Raw genomic sequence first — 18325 nt, 5'->3', positions numbered from 1 at the left:
GCATGAATTCTCCTGACTTCTTGTTTTCAGATTGGTTCAATAGGATTGCGTGCTTGCTGGGTCAGCAAGCCCATCTTCAAGTAGCGGTAGTACGTGCCTTCGGCGACGTAGACCGCCAGCACGAAGCCGAGCCGCCCGTCGAGAAAGCCGCGTTTCAGACCATAACAGCGCACGAAAGCCCACAGCCCGTGGGCCAACGCCGCACCCAAACCACCTGCGCGGCCGGCAGCTACCTTGTCGAGCGCACGGCCACTGCTGTAGCGGTTCATCTTGTCGATGGCGTCGTCGAGCGTGGGCATGGTGTCGTGCAGCAGGTCCCCCGCCAGGCGCTCAACCCGGCCCTTCACCTTCAGCCGCTCGTGCACCAGGTCATCGGTGAAGCGCCCGCTCTCGCGGCGAAAGAGGCGTAGTACGCGGTCGGGGTACCAGTCCCCGTGGCGGATCCACTGGCCGCAAAAGCGCGAGACGCGCGACAGCTCATAGCCATCGGCCGCCTGTTCACTTTTGATGACAGCCTGGATTTGTGCGGCCAATGCCTCGCTCACACGCTCGTCGGCGTCGATGCTGAGCACCCAGCGCCCACGTGCCAGCTCGAGTGCACGGTTCTTCTGCATACCGAAGCCGGGCCACCCTTCGGTCTTGACCACCCGCGCGCCGAACGAAGCAGCAATCTCCCGTGTGTCGTCGGTGCTACCCGAATCGACGACCACCCATTCGTCGGCAAACGCCACGCTTTTCAGGCAGGCTGCAATGTGCCGGCTTTCGTTGCGGGTGATGAGGGTAACGGACAGCGTGATGTCGGGCATGTAGAGGCAAAGGAGGGAGCAGAGGCATGCCAGTTGGGGTGGCGGGATTGTAGGCAGCCTCCGCGTTGGATAATCCGCGCTGAATGAGCACACCCACCCTTCCCTGGAAGGCGCGCATCGCGCGCATCGCGCCCTACTTCGCCAACAGTCGACGCGGCTTCGTGTTGATGATCATCGGCGCAGTGATCGCATCGGCCACCGAACCGCTGCTCCCGGCCATGATGAAGCCGCTGTTCGACCGCGGCTTCAAGGGCGCCGACTTCCCGCTGTGGATGATCCCGGTCGCCATCATCGGCATCTTCTTCATTCGCGGCATGGCGGGCCTGGTCGCCCAGTACGGGCTGACCTGGGCCGCCAACCGGGGAACGCAGGAGTTGCGGGCAGCGATGTTCCAGCGCCTGATGACCGTGCACGCCTCGCTCTTCGGGCGGCACACGGCCAGTTCCCTCACCAGCACCCTCACCTATGAAGTGCAGACGGGAGCGACTTTGCTGGTGGGCTCGGTGCTCAACCTCGTGCGCGACACGCTGACATTGGTGGCTCTGGTGGGCTATCTGCTTTACGTGAACTGGCAACTCACGCTGTTCATCAGCGTGCTGTTCCCCGCCATCGCACTGGTGATGCGAAAGCTGAGCAAACGGCTGCACCGGTTGACCATCGAGGGACAGACCGCCACCCACGAGCTGGCCTATGTGGTCGAGGAAAACGTGCTGGCCTGGCGCATCGTGCGCCTGCACGGCGCCGAGCCTTCGCAGACCCGCCGCTTCACCCGGGGCAGCGACAAGCTGCGGCGCCTGTCCATCAAGTCGAACATGGCCGCAGCCACCATGACGCCCATCACGCAGCTCATCTCGGCGTGTGCGCTGTCGGCGGTGGTGGTCGCCGCCCTGTGGCAGAGCAGCGCGCAGGGCAGTTCGGCTGGCGAGTTCGTCTCTTTCATCACCGCCATGCTGATGCTGCTGGCCCCCCTGAAGCACCTCTCCGAAGTTACCGGCCCGGTCTCCCGCGGCTTGGCGGCACTGGAGCGTGGAGTGGAACTGATCAACGATGCGCCGATTGAGGGCGGCGGCAGCTTCGCCCCGGGTCGCGCCCGCGGCGAGATCGAAATGCGCCAAGTCAATCTCAAGTACAAGAGCGACCAGTCTCCGGCACTCGCTGACGTCACTCTGCATCTGCAAGTGGGCGAGACGGTGGCGCTGGTCGGCCCCTCGGGCGCCGGCAAGACGACGCTCGTCAACCTGTTGCCACGCTTTCTCGAGCCCGACAGCGGCGAAATCCTGCTCGATGGCAAGCCGCTGACCGAATGGGACATCGTGGCCTTGCGGCGGCAGTTCGCGCTGGTGAGCCAGGACGTGGTGCTGTTCAACGACACCATCGCCGCCAATGTGGCACTGGGAGCCGAAGTCGAAGGCGACCAGAACCGCGACGCCGTCCGCCAGGCCTTGAAGGCAGCCAACCTGCTCGACTTCGTCGATGGCCTGCCGCAAGGGCTGGACACGGTGATCGGCCACAACGGCAACCAGCTCTCAGGTGGCCAGCGCCAGCGCCTCGCCATTGCCCGCGCCGTGTTCAAGGATGCACCGATCCTCATCCTCGATGAAGCCACATCGGCGCTCGACTCCGAATCCGAGCGCCTGGTGCAAGAGGCCCTGGACAGGCTGATGAAAGGTCGCACCAGCCTTGTCATCGCTCACCGCCTGTCCACCATCAAGGCGGCTGACCGGGTCCTGGTGCTTGAAGGCGGCCGCGTGGTCGAACAGGGCACACATGCCGAACTGCTGGCCCTCGGTGGCCTGTTTGCGCACCTTCACTCGCTGCAGTTCAAAACCGGGTCGAGCCCCGTGGCCGCAGAAGAATGACCGCCTCCATCAGCGGCTTCACCTTTCTGCGCAACGGCGTCAAGCTGGGGTTCCCGTTCGAGGCGTCCATCAAGTCGCTGCTACCGCTGGTGGACGAATTCATCATCGCCATCGGTGCGGGCGAAGACGACACGCGCGAGCGCCTGCTGGCCATCGGCGAGCCGAAGATCCGGCTCATCGATACCCATTGGAACGAGCGCATGGCAGAACGTGGTTTCGTGTATGCGCAGCAGAAGATGATTGCGCAGTACGCCTGCACCGGCGATTGGGCGTTCTATCTCGAAGGCGACGAGGTCTTGCACGAGAACGAATTGGCCGTCATCCGTGCCTCTGTCGACCGGCACCACGGCAACCCGAAGGTCGAAGCCCTGGTGTTCGACTACCTGCACTTTTACGGCTCACCACATTGGCTGGCCGTGAGTCCGGCATGGTATCGACGTGAGTGCCGGCTGATCCGCAACACGATCCGCACTTACGCACCCGACGGGCAGTTCTGGGTGGTGATGAACAAACACCGCCACGGTCGCAACCCGAACGCGGCGCTCGCCAACGCGCACATCTACCACTACGGCCATGTTCGCCGTACCGAGTACATGCAGGCCAAGCTTGACCAGGTGAGCAAGTACTGGTCGCATGGTGCACCGCAGGTGCACTACGGCAAGATCGACGGGCAGTCGCTGCATCCCTATGAAGGCAGCCACCCGAAGGTGATGCAGCAGTGGCTGGCCGAAGAGGCTGAGCAGCACTTTGCACCCGATCCGAACCATGTGCCGACAGCCCGGGAACGCAAGCACCGCCACGCAATGACGCTCGAGCGCTGGTTCGGCCTTGACCTGAGCCACAAGCACTACCGTCTCGTCACGACCGACTGAGGCTGCCGCCCATGCGCTACACCGTCGTCATCCCGGTACTCAACCAGATCCACTACACGCAGCAATGCGTGGCCAGTTTGCGGGCCGCCGGCGTGCCTGCCGAGGCCATCCTGGTGATCGACAACGCGAGCACCGACGCCACGGCGCAGTGGCTCGCGCAAACACAGGATGCGCGCGCGGTGCACAACGCCGTCAACCTCGGCTGCGGGGGTGCTTGGACGCAAGGCTGCTACCTCGCCGAAGGTGACTGGGTGGTGCTGCTCAACAACGACGTGCTGGCCGGCCCGAACGCGATCGACGCTTTGCTCGACGCGGCGGATCGCCATGAACTGGATGTCGTGAGCCCCTCACTGCTCGAAGGTCCCGACGACTACGGCTTCGCGGCATTCGCGCCCGGCTACTCGGCCACGATGAAAGACGAACTGCGGCGCGGCTGGTTCCATGGCGTGTGCTTTGCCATTCGCCGCAACGTGTTTCATCGCATCGGCTACCCCGATACCGACCGGCTGATGTGGGGCCATGAGGACAAGGAATATCTGGTGCGCTGCCTGCGTGCAGGCATTCCTGTCGGCACCGTCGGAGGCTCGGTGTTCCACCATTTCGGCTCCATCACGCAGTCGGCGATGAAACGCGAACAGCAAATCGACAAGCTGGGTGACCACCGCCACGCCTACCGCCGCATGGGCATGGGCTGGTGGGAGCGCAAGCGGTTCAAGGTTCAGCAACGTCGGGAAACGACCGAATGGTCCGCCGCCGAAAAGGCACGCCATGGCATGAGCCTGCACATGCTGCGCGAGAACCAGGCTTGGCGTCTGTTGTGACATCGTCTCGAACGACATCCGCGAGGCACTCATGGCTGTGACGACGAGTGTCTTGTTCCTCGCCTACAACCAACGTCCGCTCGTTCGTGAAGCAGTGAAGTCGGTGCTGAATCAGGAAGGCTCGCCGCTCGAAATCCTGTTGTCTGACGACGCCTCCACCGACGGTACCTTTGACGAGATGGCGTCATTGGCACGCGACTACCGCGGCCCTCACCAAGTGGTTGCACGGCGAAACGAGCACAACCTCGGCATCGGCGAGCACATCAACACGCTGGTGCGAGAGAGCCGCGGAGAGCTTCTGGTCGTCGCGGCCGGGGACGACATCTCCGAGCCCACACGCGTGCAACGGTTGCAACAAGCCTGGATGCAGTCCGACTGCACACTCGACCTCATCGCCACCCCGTTGACCGCCATGGATGAAAACGGCACGCTGCGGGCAACAATCGCTGTCGATGACCTCGCTCAATGGCGAAGCCTGGATGACTGGCTGGCGCGCAAACCGTATGTCATCGGTGCCGCTCACGCCTGGACCCGGCGTCTCTTCGATCGCTTCGGCCCCCTCTTGCCCGACATCGCCTACGAAGACCAGATTCTTGTGTTCCGCGCGATCTGCGCCGGCAAGGCCCTCACACTGCCAGAACCGCTGGTGCGCTACCGCAGCGGCGGTACGTCAGCGCGCCAGCCATCACCCAGCGCAGCAGATCGACTGCGCCGGCTGGGGATGCAGAACCGCAGGCATCTGGCCGAGTTGCAGCAGTTACTGTCCGATGCTAAACACACGCCATTTCTCTCAAGGGTGCAAGAGGCTCTTGAGCCCGAACTTGCGAAGCAAGAGTATCTTCGCGGCCTGTTGGAATCCCCGAATTGGGGAACGCTCGGCCGAGCCGCATTGAATCCGCCTCGGCGGGTGCCACTGTCGTGGCGTTGGCGCAAGTTCTGGGGTGTGGGAAGCACGCGATTGCGTATTGGCTATGGCGAATGACTCTTATGGTGCTTCAGCACAGGAAAGGCATCGATCTGTGCGTTCCGGTTTTGATCAACCTGCCTCTTTCAACACCTCTGCCATGGCAGTTTTGGCATGAGCACGCATCGGCGATCCATGCGCCTTTCTTTCTTCAGTTCGGCGACCGTCAAACGCTTCGTCCGTTTGCTCGGTCGCACAATGGCCCGCCTCGACAAGAACGAGGCACCAGTCGATGTGGTCTTCGTCACCGCACCGCTTAACGCCAAGGGCTGGATCCTCGACGCGATCTGCCGTGAGATCGCTTCGCGGTTGACGGGCGCCGCGGTGCGGCTGTGCCCAGCCGGCACGAAGTTGCCGCCCTCGCGCCGCTACTTCTTCTCGCACTACATGTACTACATCCAGGCTTTGTCCCTGATGTCGCCTGCCTACCGGGCACGAAGCTTCATCTTCGCGACCCACCTGGAACCATCCAAACACGGTATCGACAATGCCATGCTTGGCAAGCTTCTCAACGGCAGCGACGGTGTCATCTGCATGAACCGCGCGCTCAGCGCCGAGTTGTCCAACCTCGGCGTCGAGGCTCACAAACTGAGCGTCGAAGTGGGCGCAGCTGACCCACGGCACTATCAGCCGCATGTGCGGAGCCCAGACGGCAAAGTAGGCTTCTGCTCAGCGTTCTACGAGCGCAAGTCGCCAGACCTCATTTTCGATATCGTTCGCCTCTTGCCACACCGCCAATTCCTCCTGTTGGGACGGGGCTGGCAGAGGTACGGCCGTTTTGCGGAACTGACATCGCTCAGCAACTTCGAATACATCGAAGCAGACTACACCGAGTACCCGCGCTACTACGCACAGATGAGTGTGTTCGTTTCGGCCTCGGAACTCGAAGGCGGGCCTATCCCGCTGCTCGAGGCCATGATGTCGAACGTTGTTCCGGTCGCGAGCAACACAGGATTCGCGCCGGATATCATCAAACACGGCGAGAGCGGCTTCATCTTCGATGTCGGCGCGACTGCCCAAACCGTCTGTCTGCTGATCGAGCGAGCATTCACCGTCGAATGCAATGTGCACGAGACGGTGCAGCATTGCAGTTGGGATGATTTCGCCGCAAACGTGGGCGCTCGGATGGGTCTTCAAAGTGCATCAGAAACGGTTCCTGAGACTGTATGAAAGCACCAGCGGCCTCATCTTCACATCCGGACTACGCCGCCCGTGGCCTCAATCCCGAACGCCTTGCCGCTATCCTTGAGTACGCTGGCGGCGAAGTTCTGGACGTTGGTTGCGGGAATGGGGCCTATGTGCTGCATCTTGCAGATCGTCTGCGAATCCGAGGCGTGGACTACCGAACGTTTGATGCCTGGGTTGCCCGCCCCGAGTTGTTCAGTGTGTCGGATGCCCAGCAGCTAACGCTCCCCGACAACGCCGTCGACACGATTCTTTCTTTCGAGACACTCGAACATCTGCCGGATCCCGGCAAAGCGATGGCCGAATACTTTCGAGTTTGCCGGCAAGGCCTGATATTGACTGTTCCCAACTGCGATCTCACGCCGGGCATGCGTGGCAGTGGGATCATCTTCAATCACTGGATCGACCGTACCCACGTCAACTTCTGGGATGTCGACTCCATTGCTGAACTGGTCGCTCAGAGCGGCTTTCGCATTAGGTTGAAAGCTCATATCAACCAGATCAATCTTTCGCCTTTCTTCGCAGAGGCTCTTGGTCTGCGAGACCGACGCGCACGTCTCTTTGGGAAACTATTTAAACGCCTGCAACGACGAACGTACCCAATGACGTGCCTCGTTGTCGCGGACAAAATCCCCTCGTGAAGCACGCGGCCACGTGCTGTGATCTCAGGTGCGGAGCAACACATGAATAGTTTTTTCGATTGGTTCAAGCAACGCCGAGATCCGGCACAGCCCTGGCTGATGCTGGGAAAAGGTCCGTCGTTCGACAAGCGCCATACCTTCGACCTATCCCCTTACGCCAAGCTGAGCCTCAACCACGTCATCCGCGAAGGTCCTGTCGACGTGGCGCACATGATCGACATCGAGGTCATTGCTCCTTGCGCGGAAGCCATCGAGCGCCATGCGGGGGTGCTGGTGATGCCATGGGTTCCCCACACCGGCAATCTGTTGGGCGAGAAAACGCTGGAACACTGGGTCAATGAGATGCCGGTGCTCCAGCGGCTCGAAGCGCAGGGCCGGCTGCTCTGGTATGACCTGTCCACATCGAAGAAGCGGCACGGCCCCGGGCCGATGGTGCGCGCCGCGGCTTTCAGTGCAGAAGCCGCGCTGAACCTGCTCGCGCTGGCCGGTGTCAAGACCGTTCGGTCACTGGGGATCGATGGTGGCGTCTCGTACGGCAGTTCGTTCACCGACCTCAAGGACCAGACCCGTCTCAACAACGGCCAGCCCAGTTACGACGTGCAATTCCAGGGCTTCGCACGCACGCTGATGAGCACCGGGGTCGATTACGCGCCGCTCGACATCGAATCTCCCATCCGCGTGTACGTGGGTAGCCAGCAGGAGCAGATGTTGTCGGTGCGTGTGCTCGAGCACTCGATCCGTCGGCACGCGAGCATGCGCGTCGAAGTCGTTCCATTGCATACCTTCGACATTCCCTTCGCGACACCGAAGAACCCGAAGAACCACCCGCGAACGCCGTTTTCGTTCCAACGCTTCACCATCCCTGAAATTGCGGGCCACCGCGGCCGGGCGATCTACCTCGATTCAGACATGCAGGTCTTCCGCGACATTCGGGGGCTATGGACAATCCCTTTCGACGGCGCACACCTGCTGGCGGCACAACCGGCAGACAACACGTCGCGGCGCCCACAGTTCAGCGTCATGCTGCTCGACTGCGGCGCACTCGACTGGACGCCGGAAAAGATCATCGACCTGCTCGACAGCGGAACGCTCAGCTACGAACAGCTCATGTACGACATGGCGCTGGTGCCCGCACAGAGAGCGGCCATCCCGCCGACATGGAATTCGCTTGAGCACCATGAACCGGGTGTCACATCCCTGCTGCACTACACAGACATGAGCACGCAACCGTGGGTGTACGCGAAGAACCGCAACGGCCACCTGTGGGTCCACGAGTTGATCGAAGCGGTGGAGGACGGCTTCATTTCCGTCGACCAGATCCGCGAGCACGTGGATCGAGGCTGGGTGCGCCCCTCGCTGCTGACTCAGGTGCAGCACGGGCGCGATCGGATGTCGGTTCTGTCGGGCTATGGCTGGCTGGAAGACCGCAAATTCATTGCGCCGTATCGCAGCATCAAGGCGGCTTGATCGCTGACTCGCCGGTGCCGACAAGCAAGGCTGCCTCGGCCATCACACGTTCCGGCATCATCGTCTCCAGACATTCGCTCCGACTGTCGCGATGACGGTCGCAGCCCTCCCGGCTGCACGGCACGCAGGCCTGCTCTCCCTGCAGCAACACGACGTTCCGGCGCTGCTGCCGCACGCCGCTTCGCTCGTACGGCTGCTCCACCGGCCATCCGACAGGCCATGGTCCCCAGAGCCTGGGGTTGGTCGGGCCGAACAGCGCAATCACCGGAATGCCGCAAGCCGTTGCAAGATGCGTGATCGACGTGTCAGGACCGATGTACAAGGACGCACCTGACAGCAGCGTGACCATCTGGTTCAAGTCGAGCTGCCCGGCCGCGTCAATCGCGGCATCGCCACTCAAGGTCATCACCCCGTCGACGATGGCCCGATCGCGCGAAGAGGGCCCGCCGGTCAACACCACCGGGTGCCCCTGCGCGGCTGCCCAGTCACGAACCAGCTGGGCGTAGTGCCGAACAGGCCATTGCTTGTAGTGAACAAGCGAAGGCACCTGCATTACCGTGTAGTGGGGGCCAAGCTTTGCCACCAACTCTGGCGGCAATGGTGCCGATGGAGGAGGCTGCACCCTGGGCTCTGGGAGTTGTGGTAGCCAGGGTGAGAGCAGGCGCATCTTCTCGATCACCACGTGCGTGTGCTTTACGCCGAGAGGCACGGCATGCCCCAGCAGTGCAGTCTTCCACCGGGAACGCCGGTTCTCCGGAACCTGCCCACTGCGCGCGCCAGCGGCGAACCAGCCGTAGAGATGAGCGCGATCGGTGTGCTGCGCGATCAAGGCCAGGTCGTAGCGCCGCCAGAGCCGAGCAATCAAGGGCACCGAGCTGCTCCAGCCTGAATCCGGACGCACTTCGATCAGATTCGACACATCGGCGTTTCCCTTGAGCATGCCGAGCGTGCCTGCAAAACCCAAGACGTCGATCTGCGCTGCGGGCCAACGCTGCTTCGCAGCATGGATCAGTGGCGTCGTCAGCAGCACATCGCCGATCTGCCGGGTGACGATCACGATGATCCGTCGAAATTCGTCGTCCGCCMGCAACGCGCGGCCCTGCAAAAGACCCGTCAGCTTCACATCAACACAATGTCGTACTGCTCCGGCGACCCCGCCGCCTCGGCCTGCAGCGAGATCGGCTTGCCGATGAAGTCGCTCAACCCCGCCAGGTGCTGACTCTCTTCATCGAGCAGCATCTCCACCACCGCCGCCGAAGCGACGATGCGGAATTCCTTGGGATTGAACTGCCGCGCTTCGCGCAATATCTCGCGCAGGATGTCGTAGCACACGCTTCGCGGTGTCTTCACCTGGCCTTTGCCGTCGCAGATGGGGCACGGTTCGCACAGCATGTGGGCCAGCGATTCGCGGGTGCGTTTGCGGGTCATCTCCACGAGGCCGAGCTGGGTGAAGCCGCTGACGGTGATCTTGGTCCGGTCGCGCCCGAGTTGCTTGCGCAATTCGGTGAGCACGGTGGCCTGGTGCTCCTCGCGCGTCATGTCGATGAAGTCAATGATGATGATGCCGCCGAGGTTGCGCAGGCGCAGCTGGCGCGCAATAGATTGCGTGGCTTCGAGGTTGGTCTTGAAGATGGTGTCGTCGAAGTTGCGTGCGCCGACGTAGCCGCCGGTGTTCACGTCGATGGTGGTGAGCGCTTCGGTCTGGTCGATGATCAGGTAGCCGCCTGACTTCAGGTCGACGCGGCGCGCCAGCGCCTTCGCAATCTCTTCGTCGATGTTGTACAGATCGAAGATCGGCCGCTCACCCTTGTAGTGAACAAGCTTGGCCACCGAACCGGGCGTGAACTCCGTCCCGAAGGTCACCAACTGGTCGAACTGCATGCGGGAGTCGATGCGGATCGATTGGGTAGAGTCGTTGGCCAAGTCGCGCAACACGCGCTCGACCAGGCTCAGGTCCTGGTGCAGCAGCGAGCCGGGTGGCGACTTGAAGCTGCGCTCGCGGATGGCGCCCCAGGTCTTGCGCAGGTAGGCGATGTCATCGGCCAGCTCTTCGTCKGTCGCATCTTCGGCATTGGTTCGCAGGATGAACCCGCCACCCGCGTACGTGGTGCCACTGCCCTCTTCGGGCTTGCCGGCCAACAGGTTCATGCGCGAGCGCAGTTGCTCGCGCAGCTCGTGCGAGCCGATCTTTTGCGAGATGCCGATGTGGTCGTCTTGCGGCAGGAACACCAGCATGCGCCCGGCAATGCTGATCTGCGTCGACAGGCGTGCGCCCTTGGTGCCGATCGGGTCCTTGATCACCTGGACGGTGAGGGTCTGGCCTTCGAAAACCAGTCGCTCGATGGGCAGTGGGGGCGGCACGCCGGGGCCGTGCTCGAGGCGCCCGCCGTTGGCACCGGCCACATGCACATCGGCCACATGCAGGAATGCAGCGCGCTCGAGGCCGATGTCGATGAAGGCCGATTGCATGCCGGGCAGAACACGCGCCACGCGGCCGGCGTAGATGTTGCCAACCAGGCCGCGCTCGAGGGTACGCTCGACGTAAAGGTCTTGCACGGCGCCGTTCTCGACCACAGCTACACGCGTTTCCTGGGGCGCCCAGTTGATGAGGATGTCTTGCATGGAAGGACGGGTCTCTTGTGTGCGCCGACAACAACGGCGCTAGAACTTCACGCGTGCTTGTTTCAGCAGCTGGGCCGTCTCGTACAGAGGCAAACCCATGATACCGGAGTAGCTCCCGTCGATATGGGCTATCCAGGCGGCCGCGCTGCTCTGGATGGCATAGGCGCCTGCCTTGCCGAAGGGCTCGCCGCTATCGATGTAGGCATCGATCTGGCTACGCGTGATCGGCGTGAATCGAACATGCGAGATGTTCACCGCAAGGGCCTCATTCTGCCCGGCAGCCACCGCAACAGCCGTGATCACCCGATGCGTTTGCCCGGACAACAAGGATAGGGTGTTGCGGGCATCGGCCGCATCTGCAGGCTTGCCCAGAATGCGGCGGCCCAGCGCAACGGTGGTGTCGGAGCAGAGGATGGGCGCGGGCGGCAGGCCACGCAACGCCCAGCGCGCCTTGGCGGCATGCAGCTTGGCACGGGTGACGCGCTGGACGTAGTCAGCGGGCAACTCGCCGACGCGCTCGGCCTCGAGTGCTTCGGCATCTTCTTCCAGCCCGGCGAGCAACAGCTCATGCCGCACGCCGATCTGCTCGAGCAGTTGCCTTCGTCGTGGGCTCTGCGAAGCGAGGTAGATGAAATCACTCACGGTGGTACGGGTGATTGACCATCACCGTCCAGGCCCGGTACAGCGCCTCGGCGAGGAGCACACGCACGAAGGCATGCGGCAAGGTCAGGTCCGAAAGACGCAGCGTCTCGTCGGCACTTTGCTTCAGTGTGGCGTCAAGCCCGTCAGGGCCACCGACCACGAGCGCCACGTCGCGCCCGTCGTGCATCCAGGCCTTCATGCGTGCCGACAGCTGCATCGTGGTGAGCCGGTCGCCGCGCTCATCGAGCACTACTCGCCGCACACCCTTGGGCAGTGCAGCCTCAATGCGGCCGGCCTCGGCTGCCATCAACTGGTCTGCCGTCTTGGAGCCGCGCGTCTCGGCCTTCACCGCCTTGAGCTCCAGGCGCATCTCCGGCGGAAAGCGCTTGGCGAAATCGTCGTAGGCCGTCTCAGCCCAGGCGGGCTGCCGCTGGCCCACGGCGACCAGCAGGAGTTTCACGCCCGGGTGGAGGTCTTTTTCGGCGCAGCTTTCTTGGCCGCCGGCTTCTTGGCGGGCGCTGCGCTCTTCTTGACGCCCACGGTTCTTGTCACCACCGCTTTGGTCGGCGCGGCGCGCTTGGCCGGTGCCTTCTTCGCCGCCACCTTCTTCGCGGGGGCGGCCTTTTTGGCAGGAGCCGCCTTCTTGGCCGGCGCTGCCTTGGCAGCCACTTTCTTCGCCGCCACCTTCTTGGCGGGTGCCTTCTTGGTCACCGCTTTCTTGGCCGCAGGCTTGTCCGGCTCGGCGGCCTTCACCAGCTTGGCCGGCGCAATGTCGATCTTGAGCTTGACCGGCTTGTCGCCCCAGATCTCTTCGAGGTGGTAGTAGTCGCGGATGGCCGGCTGCATCACGTGCACGACGGCCGCGCCGCAGTCCACGATGATCCATTCGCCGTTGTCTTCGCCCTCGGTGCGCAGCACCGGAAAGCCTTTGGATTTGACGGCATCGCGCACGCTGGCGGCAAGCGCCTTGGTTTGTCGGTTCGATGTGCCGGAGGCAATGACCACTCGTTCGAACAGTGGTGACAGATGCTCGGTGTCGTAGACCTGAATGCCTTGTGCTTTCACGTCTTCCAGACCATCGACGATGGCGCGTTGCAGTTTACGGATGTCCATTCAGCTCCCAGGAGAACCTCGGTAGAGGCGGTGTTGGTCAATATAGCCTGCCACGGCGGCGGGCACCAGATTGTCTATCCCCAAGCCCGCGGCAATGCGCTCGCGAATCTCGGTAGACGAAATATCCATCATCGGCAGCGCCACCACGGTGTGTGGCACACGCTCCACGTCGGCATGCGGTCTGGGGATGAGCCCGGGGCGGTTGGCCACCGCCAAGGTGACGCGTGTCAGCAGCTCTCGCCAGTCGCGCCAGGTGTGAAGGCCGGCGTACTGGTCCTGGCCCACGATGAGAAACCAGTCGTGGCCGGGCTCGCGTTCCTGAAGCTCGCGCACCGTGTCGAGCGTGAAGCTCGGGCCGCGGCGCTGCAGTTCGCATCGCTCGAGCACGAACTGCGGTTCGTCGGCAACCGCCAGGCGAACCATGGCTTCGCGGTGGTGTGCCGGCACCAGCTGCGCTGTCTTTTGCCATGCCTGGCCCGCAGGAACCCAGCGCACCTCGTCCAGCTGCATTTCCGATAAAGCCAGGCGTGCCAGCGCCACATGGGCGCTGTGCACGGGATCGAAGCTTCCGCCGAAGAGGCCGATGCGCTTCAAACACCCGCCTCAGCAGCCCAATCGCGCGGCCTCAAGAAATCGCTGTAGAGCCGTGCCTCGGGCGTGCCTTCTTCGGGCGACCAGTTGTAGCGCCAGGTCACCACCGGCGGCATCGACATCAGGATGCTCTCGGTGCGGCCGCCCGACTGCAAACCGAACAGCGTGCCGCGGTCGAACACCAGGTTGAATTCGACGTAACGGCCACGCCGGTAGGTCTGGAACTCACGCTCGCGCTCGCCGTAGAGCAGCTCTTTGCGGCGCTGCACGATGGGCAGGTAAGCACCCACGAAAGCATCGCCCACCGAACGCATCAGCTCGAAGCTGCGCTCGAAGCCGCCTTCGGAAAAGTCATCGAAGAACACGCCACCGATGCCACGCGGCTCGTTGCGGTGCTTCAGGAAGAAGTACTCGTCGCACCACTTCTTGAAGCGCGGGTACTTGTCGTCGCCGAAAGGCTGCAGCGCATCGCGGTTCGCACGATGAAAGTGCTGAGCGTCTTCTTCGAAGCCGTAATACGGCGTGAGGTCCATGCCGCCGCCGAACCACACCACCGGCTCGCGCCCTTCGGGGAGCGCGGCGAACATGCGCACGTTCATGTGCACCGTCGGCACATACGGGTTGCGCGGATGGAAGACCAGCGACACGCCCATCGCCTCGAATGGCGCGCCAGCCAACTCAGGCCGGTGCTGCGTGGCCGAAGGCGGCATCGCCTGCCCTTTGACATGGGAGAAGTTGCAACCGCCACGTTCGAGCAGCCGCCCGCCTTCGATCAGGCGCGACTGGCCGTCGCCCTGCAAACGCTCGCCGGCCGGGCGCACCCAGCCATCGGTCTGGAACGCCTCGCCGCTCTCAGCTTCCATCGCGCCGATGATGCTGTCTTGCAGGCCCAGCAGATAGGCCCGAACGTCTTGGGTATTCATGTCACGACGAGAAGCAAACGAGCTTATCCAGCAACGCCCCGGGGAACCGACTTCGCCGTGGCCCTAGGGTAGCGCCCCTTGGGGGCWGGAGCGAAAGCGACTGGGGGGTCACCGCTTGATGGCTCTGAACCCGATGTCGCGCCGGTACTGGGCGCCGTCGAAGCGAATGGATTGCAGCAGATCGTAGGCGCGCTGCTGTGCGATCTTCACCGAGTCACCGAGTGCGGTGACGCACAGCACGCGGCCGCCCGATGTCAGCACGGTCTTGCCCTGCGCAACCGTGCCGGCATGAAAGACCATGGCATCGGTCCCGTCGGCAGGCAGGCCGGTGATGGCGTCACCTTTGCGTGGCGACAGCGGGTAGCCCGCAGCCGCCATCACCACGCCCAGCGCCACGCGGCGGTCCCATTGCAGCTCGACCTCGTCCAGCGTGCCCTCGGTTGCGGCCATGAAGACGTCGAACAGATCGGTCTTCAGCCGCATCATGATGGGCTGCGTCTCGGGGTCACCCATGCGGGTGTTGAACTCCAGCGTCTTGGGTACGCCGTGCTCGTCGATCATCAGGCCAGCGTACAGAAATCCGGTGAACGGAATGCCGTCGCGCGCCATGCCTTCGATGGTCGGCAGGATGATGTCTTGCATCGCCCGCGCATGCACGTTGGGCGTGACGACCGGTGCCGGCGAGTAGGCGCCCATGCCACCGGTGTTGGGGCCCTGGTCGCCGTCTTGCAGGCGCTTGTGGTCCTGGCTGGTGGCCAGCGGCAACACGTTCTTGCCGTCGCACAACACGATGAAGCTGGCTTCTTCGCCCTGCAGAAACTCTTCGATCACGACCCGGGCGCCGCCGGCGTTGTGCTGCACGCCGAGCTTGTTGTCCTTGGCGTCGTTCGCCAGCATCCAGTCGACGGCCTCGTGCGCCTCGGCCAGGCTCATGGCCACGACCACGCCCTTGCCTGCTGCCAGGCCGTCGGCCTTGATGACGATGGGCGCGCCCATCTTGTCGACATAGGCGTGCGCCTTCTCCACCTCCGAGAAGGCCTCGTAGGCTGCCGTCGGAATCGCGTGGCGCTTCATGAAGTCCTTGGCGAAGGCCTTCGAGCTTTCCAGCTGCGCCGCAGCCCGTGTCGGGCCGAAGATGCGCAGCCCGCGCGAACGGAACTCATCGACCACGCCAGCCGCCAGCGGACCCTCGGGGCCGACCACGGTGAGTGCAATCTTTTCGGACTGGGCGAAGTCGGCCAGTTCCTTCACATCGGTGATGGCGAGGCTGTGCAGATGCTCGCTCAGCTCCGTGCCGCCATTGCCAGGTGCCACGTAGACGGACTGCACCTTGGGCGATTGCGCCAGCTTCCAGGCCAGGGCATGTTCACGGCCTCCCGAGCCGATGACGAGAACTTTCATTCGTTGATCACCGCGTTGTGGAAGACCTCTTGCGTGTCGTCCAGGTCTTCGAGCACGTCGAGCAGCTTCTGCATGCGCTGCGCGTCTTCACCAGCCAGTTCGATGGGGTTCTCGGCACGCATGGTCACCTCGGTCATCTCGGGCTTCAGGCCTGCGGCTTCGAGGGCAGCTTTCACGGCCTCGAAGTCATGCGGCGGGGTCAGCACTTCGATCGACCCGTCGTCGCCCGTCACCACGTCGTCGGCGCCGGCTTCAAGCGCCACTTCCAATACCTTGTCTTCATTCGTGCCCGGGGCGAACACCAGTTGCCCGCAGTGCTTGAACTGAAAGGCGACCGAACCTTCGGTGCCCAGGTTGCCGCCGTACTTGCTGAAGGCGTGGCGCACCTCGGCCACGGTGCGCACCTTGTTGTCGGTCATGGTGTCGATGATGATCGCAGCCCCGCCGATGCCGTAGCCCTCGTAGCGGATCTCCTCGTAGTGCACGCCTTCGAGGTTGCCGGTGGCCTTGTCGATGTTCTTCTTGATCGTGTCGGACGGCATGTTGGCCGCCTTGGCCTTCTCCACTGCCAGGCGCAGCCGCGGGTTTTCTTTCACGTCGCCGCCGCCCTGGCGGGCTGCGACCATGATTTCACGGATGACCCGCGTCCAGACCTTGCCGCGCTTTTCGTCTTGCCGGCCCTTGCGGTGCTGGATGTTGGCCCACTTGGAATGTCCCGCCATGAAACGATGCTCCGTCTTCTTTGTCGCGGCGCAAGGCGCACCGCATATTCAATACACTGCGATTTTACTTGCCCTCTCCGGGAGCATCTTCATGGCCGAGCCCATCCTCATCGCCAAGCACGTCATCTCCCAACAAGAGACGACCGAGTGCTTCCTGCTCCCTGCCCTGGCGAACCGCCACGGGCTCATCACCGGTGCCACCGGCACGGGCAAGACCATCACCCTGCAGACCCTGGCCGAGAACTTCAGCAAGATCGGCGTGCCGGTCTTCATGGCCGACGTGAAGGGCGACCTGACCGGCATCACCCAGGCCGGCAAGGTCAGCGACAAACTGGCCGCCGTGCTGAAGGAGCGCGGCATCGACACGCCCGTGTCCGCCGCCTGCCCTGCCACGCTCTGGGACGTGTTCGGCGAGCAGGGCCACCCGGTTCGCGCCACCGTCAGCGACATGGGCCCACTGCTGCTCGCCCGCATGCTGGCGCTGAACGAAACCCAGGCCGGCGTGCTGAACCTGGTGTTCAAGATCGCAGACGACAACGGCATGCTGCTGCTCGACCTGAAAGACCTGCGCGCGATGCTGCAGCATGTGGGCGACAACGCCAGCCAGTTCACCACCGAATACGGCAACGTGAGCGCCGCCAGCATCGGCGCGGTGCAGCGCGGCCTGCTGCAGATCAGCGAGCAAGGTGGCGACAAGTTCTTCGGCGAGCCCATGCTCAACATCGCCGACTTCATGCAGACGGCCGATGGCGGCCAGGGTGTGATCAACATCCTGAGCGCCGACAAGCTGATGAACGCGCCCAGGCTGTACGCCACCTTCCTGCTGTGGATGCTGTCCGAGCTGTTCGAGCAGCTGCCGGAAGTCGGCGACCTCGAGAAGCCGAAGCTGGTGTTCTTCTTCGACGAGGCCCACCTGCTGTTCAAGGATGCCCCCACGGCGCTCATCGAGCGCATCGAACTAGTGGTGCGCCTGGTGCGATCCAAGGGCGTCGGCGTGTACTTCGTGACGCAGAACCCGCTCGACATCCCCGACACCGTGCTCGCCCAGCTCGGCAACCGCGTGCAGCACGCGTTGCGCGCCTTTACGCCGCGCGACCAGAAGGCGGTGAAGGCCGCTGCGAGCACCATGCGCGCCAAGCCGGGACTCGACATCGAAACGGCAATCACCGAACTCGCCGTGGGCGAGGCGCTGATCAGCATGCTCGACGAGAAAGGCCGGCCGAGCATCACCGAACGCGTGTTCGTGCTGCCCCCGGGCAGCCAGATCGGGCCCATCACCCCCGAGCAGCGCAAGGCGCTCATCGCCAGCTCGCTGGTGGCCGGTGTCTACGAGAAAACGGTCGACCGCGAATCGGCCTACGAGAAACTGAAGGGCCGCGCCATTGCCGGAGCGGACGCAGCACAGAAGCAGCCCCAGGGTTCGGGCACCGTGCCGGCAGGCACCGCCGCAGCACCGGGCGGCGGCATCCTCGGCGGCTTGAACGATGTGCTATTCGGCACCACCGGACCCCGCGGCGCCAAGCACGATGGCCTGGCCCAGACCATGGCCAAGTCGGCCATCCGCACCATGGGCTCGAGCGTCGGCCGCGAGATCATCCGCGGCGTGCTGGGCGGCATCTTCGGCGGACGCAAGGGACGCTAGAGCTGTCCCTCAGCCGGCGAGCAAGTTGGCTGATCCCCAACGGGGTGCGGCCCG

18 protein-coding genes are annotated in these 18325 nt (G+C 63.5%); 8 read left to right on the top strand and 10 right to left on the bottom strand.

The window, feature by feature from the left end; translation table 11 throughout:
- Positions 1–26: 26 nt before the first annotated feature.
- Positions 27–797 carry a glycosyltransferase family 2 protein gene (locus AC1DYS_RS09800; protein ID WP_477899606.1) on the bottom strand — a complete coding sequence of 257 codons (771 nt, stop codon included), beginning with the start codon at positions 795–797 and terminating at the stop codon, positions 27–29.
- A gap of 92 nt (positions 798–889) precedes the next feature.
- On the opposite strand from AC1DYS_RS09800, the gene msbA reads away from it, so the two are divergent.
- The 7 genes from msbA to AC1DYS_RS09765 all read left to right on the top strand — a co-directional run bounded on the left by msbA (position 890) and on the right by AC1DYS_RS09765 (position 8615).
- On the top strand, positions 890–2665 hold the full coding sequence (gene msbA, locus AC1DYS_RS09795) for a lipid A export permease/ATP-binding protein MsbA (protein WP_477898445.1): 1776 nt from the start codon (positions 890–892) through the stop codon (positions 2663–2665).
- A complete protein-coding gene (locus AC1DYS_RS09790) occupies positions 2662–3537 on the top strand; it encodes a glycosyltransferase family protein (protein WP_477898443.1) in 876 nt (291 codons plus the stop codon). The genes msbA and AC1DYS_RS09790 overlap by 4 nt, the downstream gene beginning before the upstream one ends.
- Before the next feature lie 11 nt (positions 3538–3548).
- The gene (locus AC1DYS_RS09785; RefSeq protein ID WP_477898441.1) at positions 3549–4358 is read left to right on the top strand and encodes a glycosyltransferase family 2 protein; all 810 of its coding nucleotides are present in this window, start codon (positions 3549–3551) and stop codon (positions 4356–4358) included.
- A 52-nt stretch (positions 4359–4410) separates the two neighbouring features.
- On the top strand, positions 4411–5340 hold the full coding sequence (locus AC1DYS_RS09780) for a glycosyltransferase family 2 protein (RefSeq protein ID WP_477898439.1): 930 nt from the start codon (positions 4411–4413) through the stop codon (positions 5338–5340).
- 117 nt (positions 5341–5457) lie between these two features.
- A complete protein-coding gene (locus AC1DYS_RS09775; protein ID WP_477898437.1) occupies positions 5458–6492 on the top strand; it encodes a glycosyltransferase in 1035 nt (344 codons plus the stop codon).
- On the top strand, positions 6489–7148 hold the full coding sequence (locus tag AC1DYS_RS09770) for a class I SAM-dependent methyltransferase (RefSeq protein WP_477898435.1): 660 nt from the start codon (positions 6489–6491) through the stop codon (positions 7146–7148). Before AC1DYS_RS09775 ends, AC1DYS_RS09770 begins: the two co-directional genes overlap by 4 nt.
- 42 nt (positions 7149–7190) lie before the next feature.
- Positions 7191–8615 (top strand): glycosyltransferase, encoded by a 1425-nt coding sequence (locus tag AC1DYS_RS09765; RefSeq protein ID WP_477898433.1) that lies wholly within the window; start codon positions 7191–7193, stop codon positions 8613–8615.
- On the opposite strand, the gene AC1DYS_RS09760 is transcribed toward AC1DYS_RS09765, so the two are convergent.
- The 9 genes from AC1DYS_RS09760 to AC1DYS_RS09720 all read right to left on the bottom strand — a co-directional run bounded on the left by AC1DYS_RS09760 (position 8602) and on the right by AC1DYS_RS09720 (position 16629).
- On the bottom strand, positions 8602–9738 hold the full coding sequence (locus AC1DYS_RS09760) for a glycosyltransferase family 9 protein (protein WP_477898431.1): 1137 nt from the start codon (positions 9736–9738) through the stop codon (positions 8602–8604). The two genes, AC1DYS_RS09765 and AC1DYS_RS09760, sit on opposite strands and share 14 nt — an antisense overlap.
- Entirely contained in the window at positions 9735–11237 is a 1503-nt protein-coding gene (gene rng / locus AC1DYS_RS09755; protein WP_477898429.1) for a ribonuclease G, read from the bottom strand. Before rng ends, AC1DYS_RS09760 begins: the two co-directional genes overlap by 4 nt.
- A 39-nt stretch (positions 11238–11276) precedes the next feature.
- Complete coding sequence (locus AC1DYS_RS09750; RefSeq protein ID WP_477898427.1) at positions 11277–11879, bottom strand: Maf family protein; 603 nt, start codon at positions 11877–11879, stop codon at positions 11277–11279.
- On the bottom strand, positions 11872–12339 hold the full coding sequence (gene rlmH, locus AC1DYS_RS09745) for a 23S rRNA (pseudouridine(1915)-N(3))-methyltransferase RlmH (protein ID WP_477898425.1): 468 nt from the start codon (positions 12337–12339) through the stop codon (positions 11872–11874). Before rlmH ends, AC1DYS_RS09750 begins: the two co-directional genes overlap by 8 nt.
- Positions 12336–12992 (bottom strand): ribosome silencing factor, encoded by a 657-nt coding sequence (gene rsfS, locus AC1DYS_RS09740; RefSeq protein WP_477898423.1) that lies wholly within the window; start codon positions 12990–12992, stop codon positions 12336–12338. Before rsfS ends, rlmH begins: the two co-directional genes overlap by 4 nt.
- Complete coding sequence (gene nadD, locus AC1DYS_RS09735) at positions 12993–13586, bottom strand: nicotinate-nucleotide adenylyltransferase (RefSeq protein ID WP_477898421.1); 594 nt, start codon at positions 13584–13586, stop codon at positions 12993–12995. It abuts the gene before it with no gap.
- Positions 13583–14506, bottom strand: coding sequence for an oxygen-dependent coproporphyrinogen oxidase (hemF, locus tag AC1DYS_RS09730; RefSeq protein WP_477898419.1), 924 nt, complete (start codon positions 14504–14506; stop codon positions 13583–13585). Before hemF ends, nadD begins: the two co-directional genes overlap by 4 nt.
- Positions 14507–14614: 108 nt before the next feature.
- Positions 14615–15907 (bottom strand): phosphoribosylamine--glycine ligase, encoded by a 1293-nt coding sequence (gene purD / locus AC1DYS_RS09725; RefSeq protein WP_477898417.1) that lies wholly within the window; start codon positions 15905–15907, stop codon positions 14615–14617.
- A complete protein-coding gene (locus tag AC1DYS_RS09720; RefSeq protein WP_477898415.1) occupies positions 15904–16629 on the bottom strand; it encodes a YebC/PmpR family DNA-binding transcriptional regulator in 726 nt (241 codons plus the stop codon). Before AC1DYS_RS09720 ends, purD begins: the two co-directional genes overlap by 4 nt.
- A 91-nt stretch (positions 16630–16720) precedes the next feature.
- Here AC1DYS_RS09720 and AC1DYS_RS09715 point away from each other — a divergent pair, with 91 nt between their 5' ends.
- Entirely contained in the window at positions 16721–18271 is a 1551-nt protein-coding gene (locus AC1DYS_RS09715; RefSeq protein WP_477898413.1) for a helicase HerA-like C-terminal domain-containing protein, read from the top strand.
- The last annotated feature ends 54 nt before the right edge of the window (positions 18272–18325 follow it).

This window comes from Rhizobacter sp. P2_G4 (genome assembly GCF_056403575.1).
Note: the sequence above shows the minus strand (reverse complement) of the source record. Positions and strands in the feature narration are given on the sequence as shown.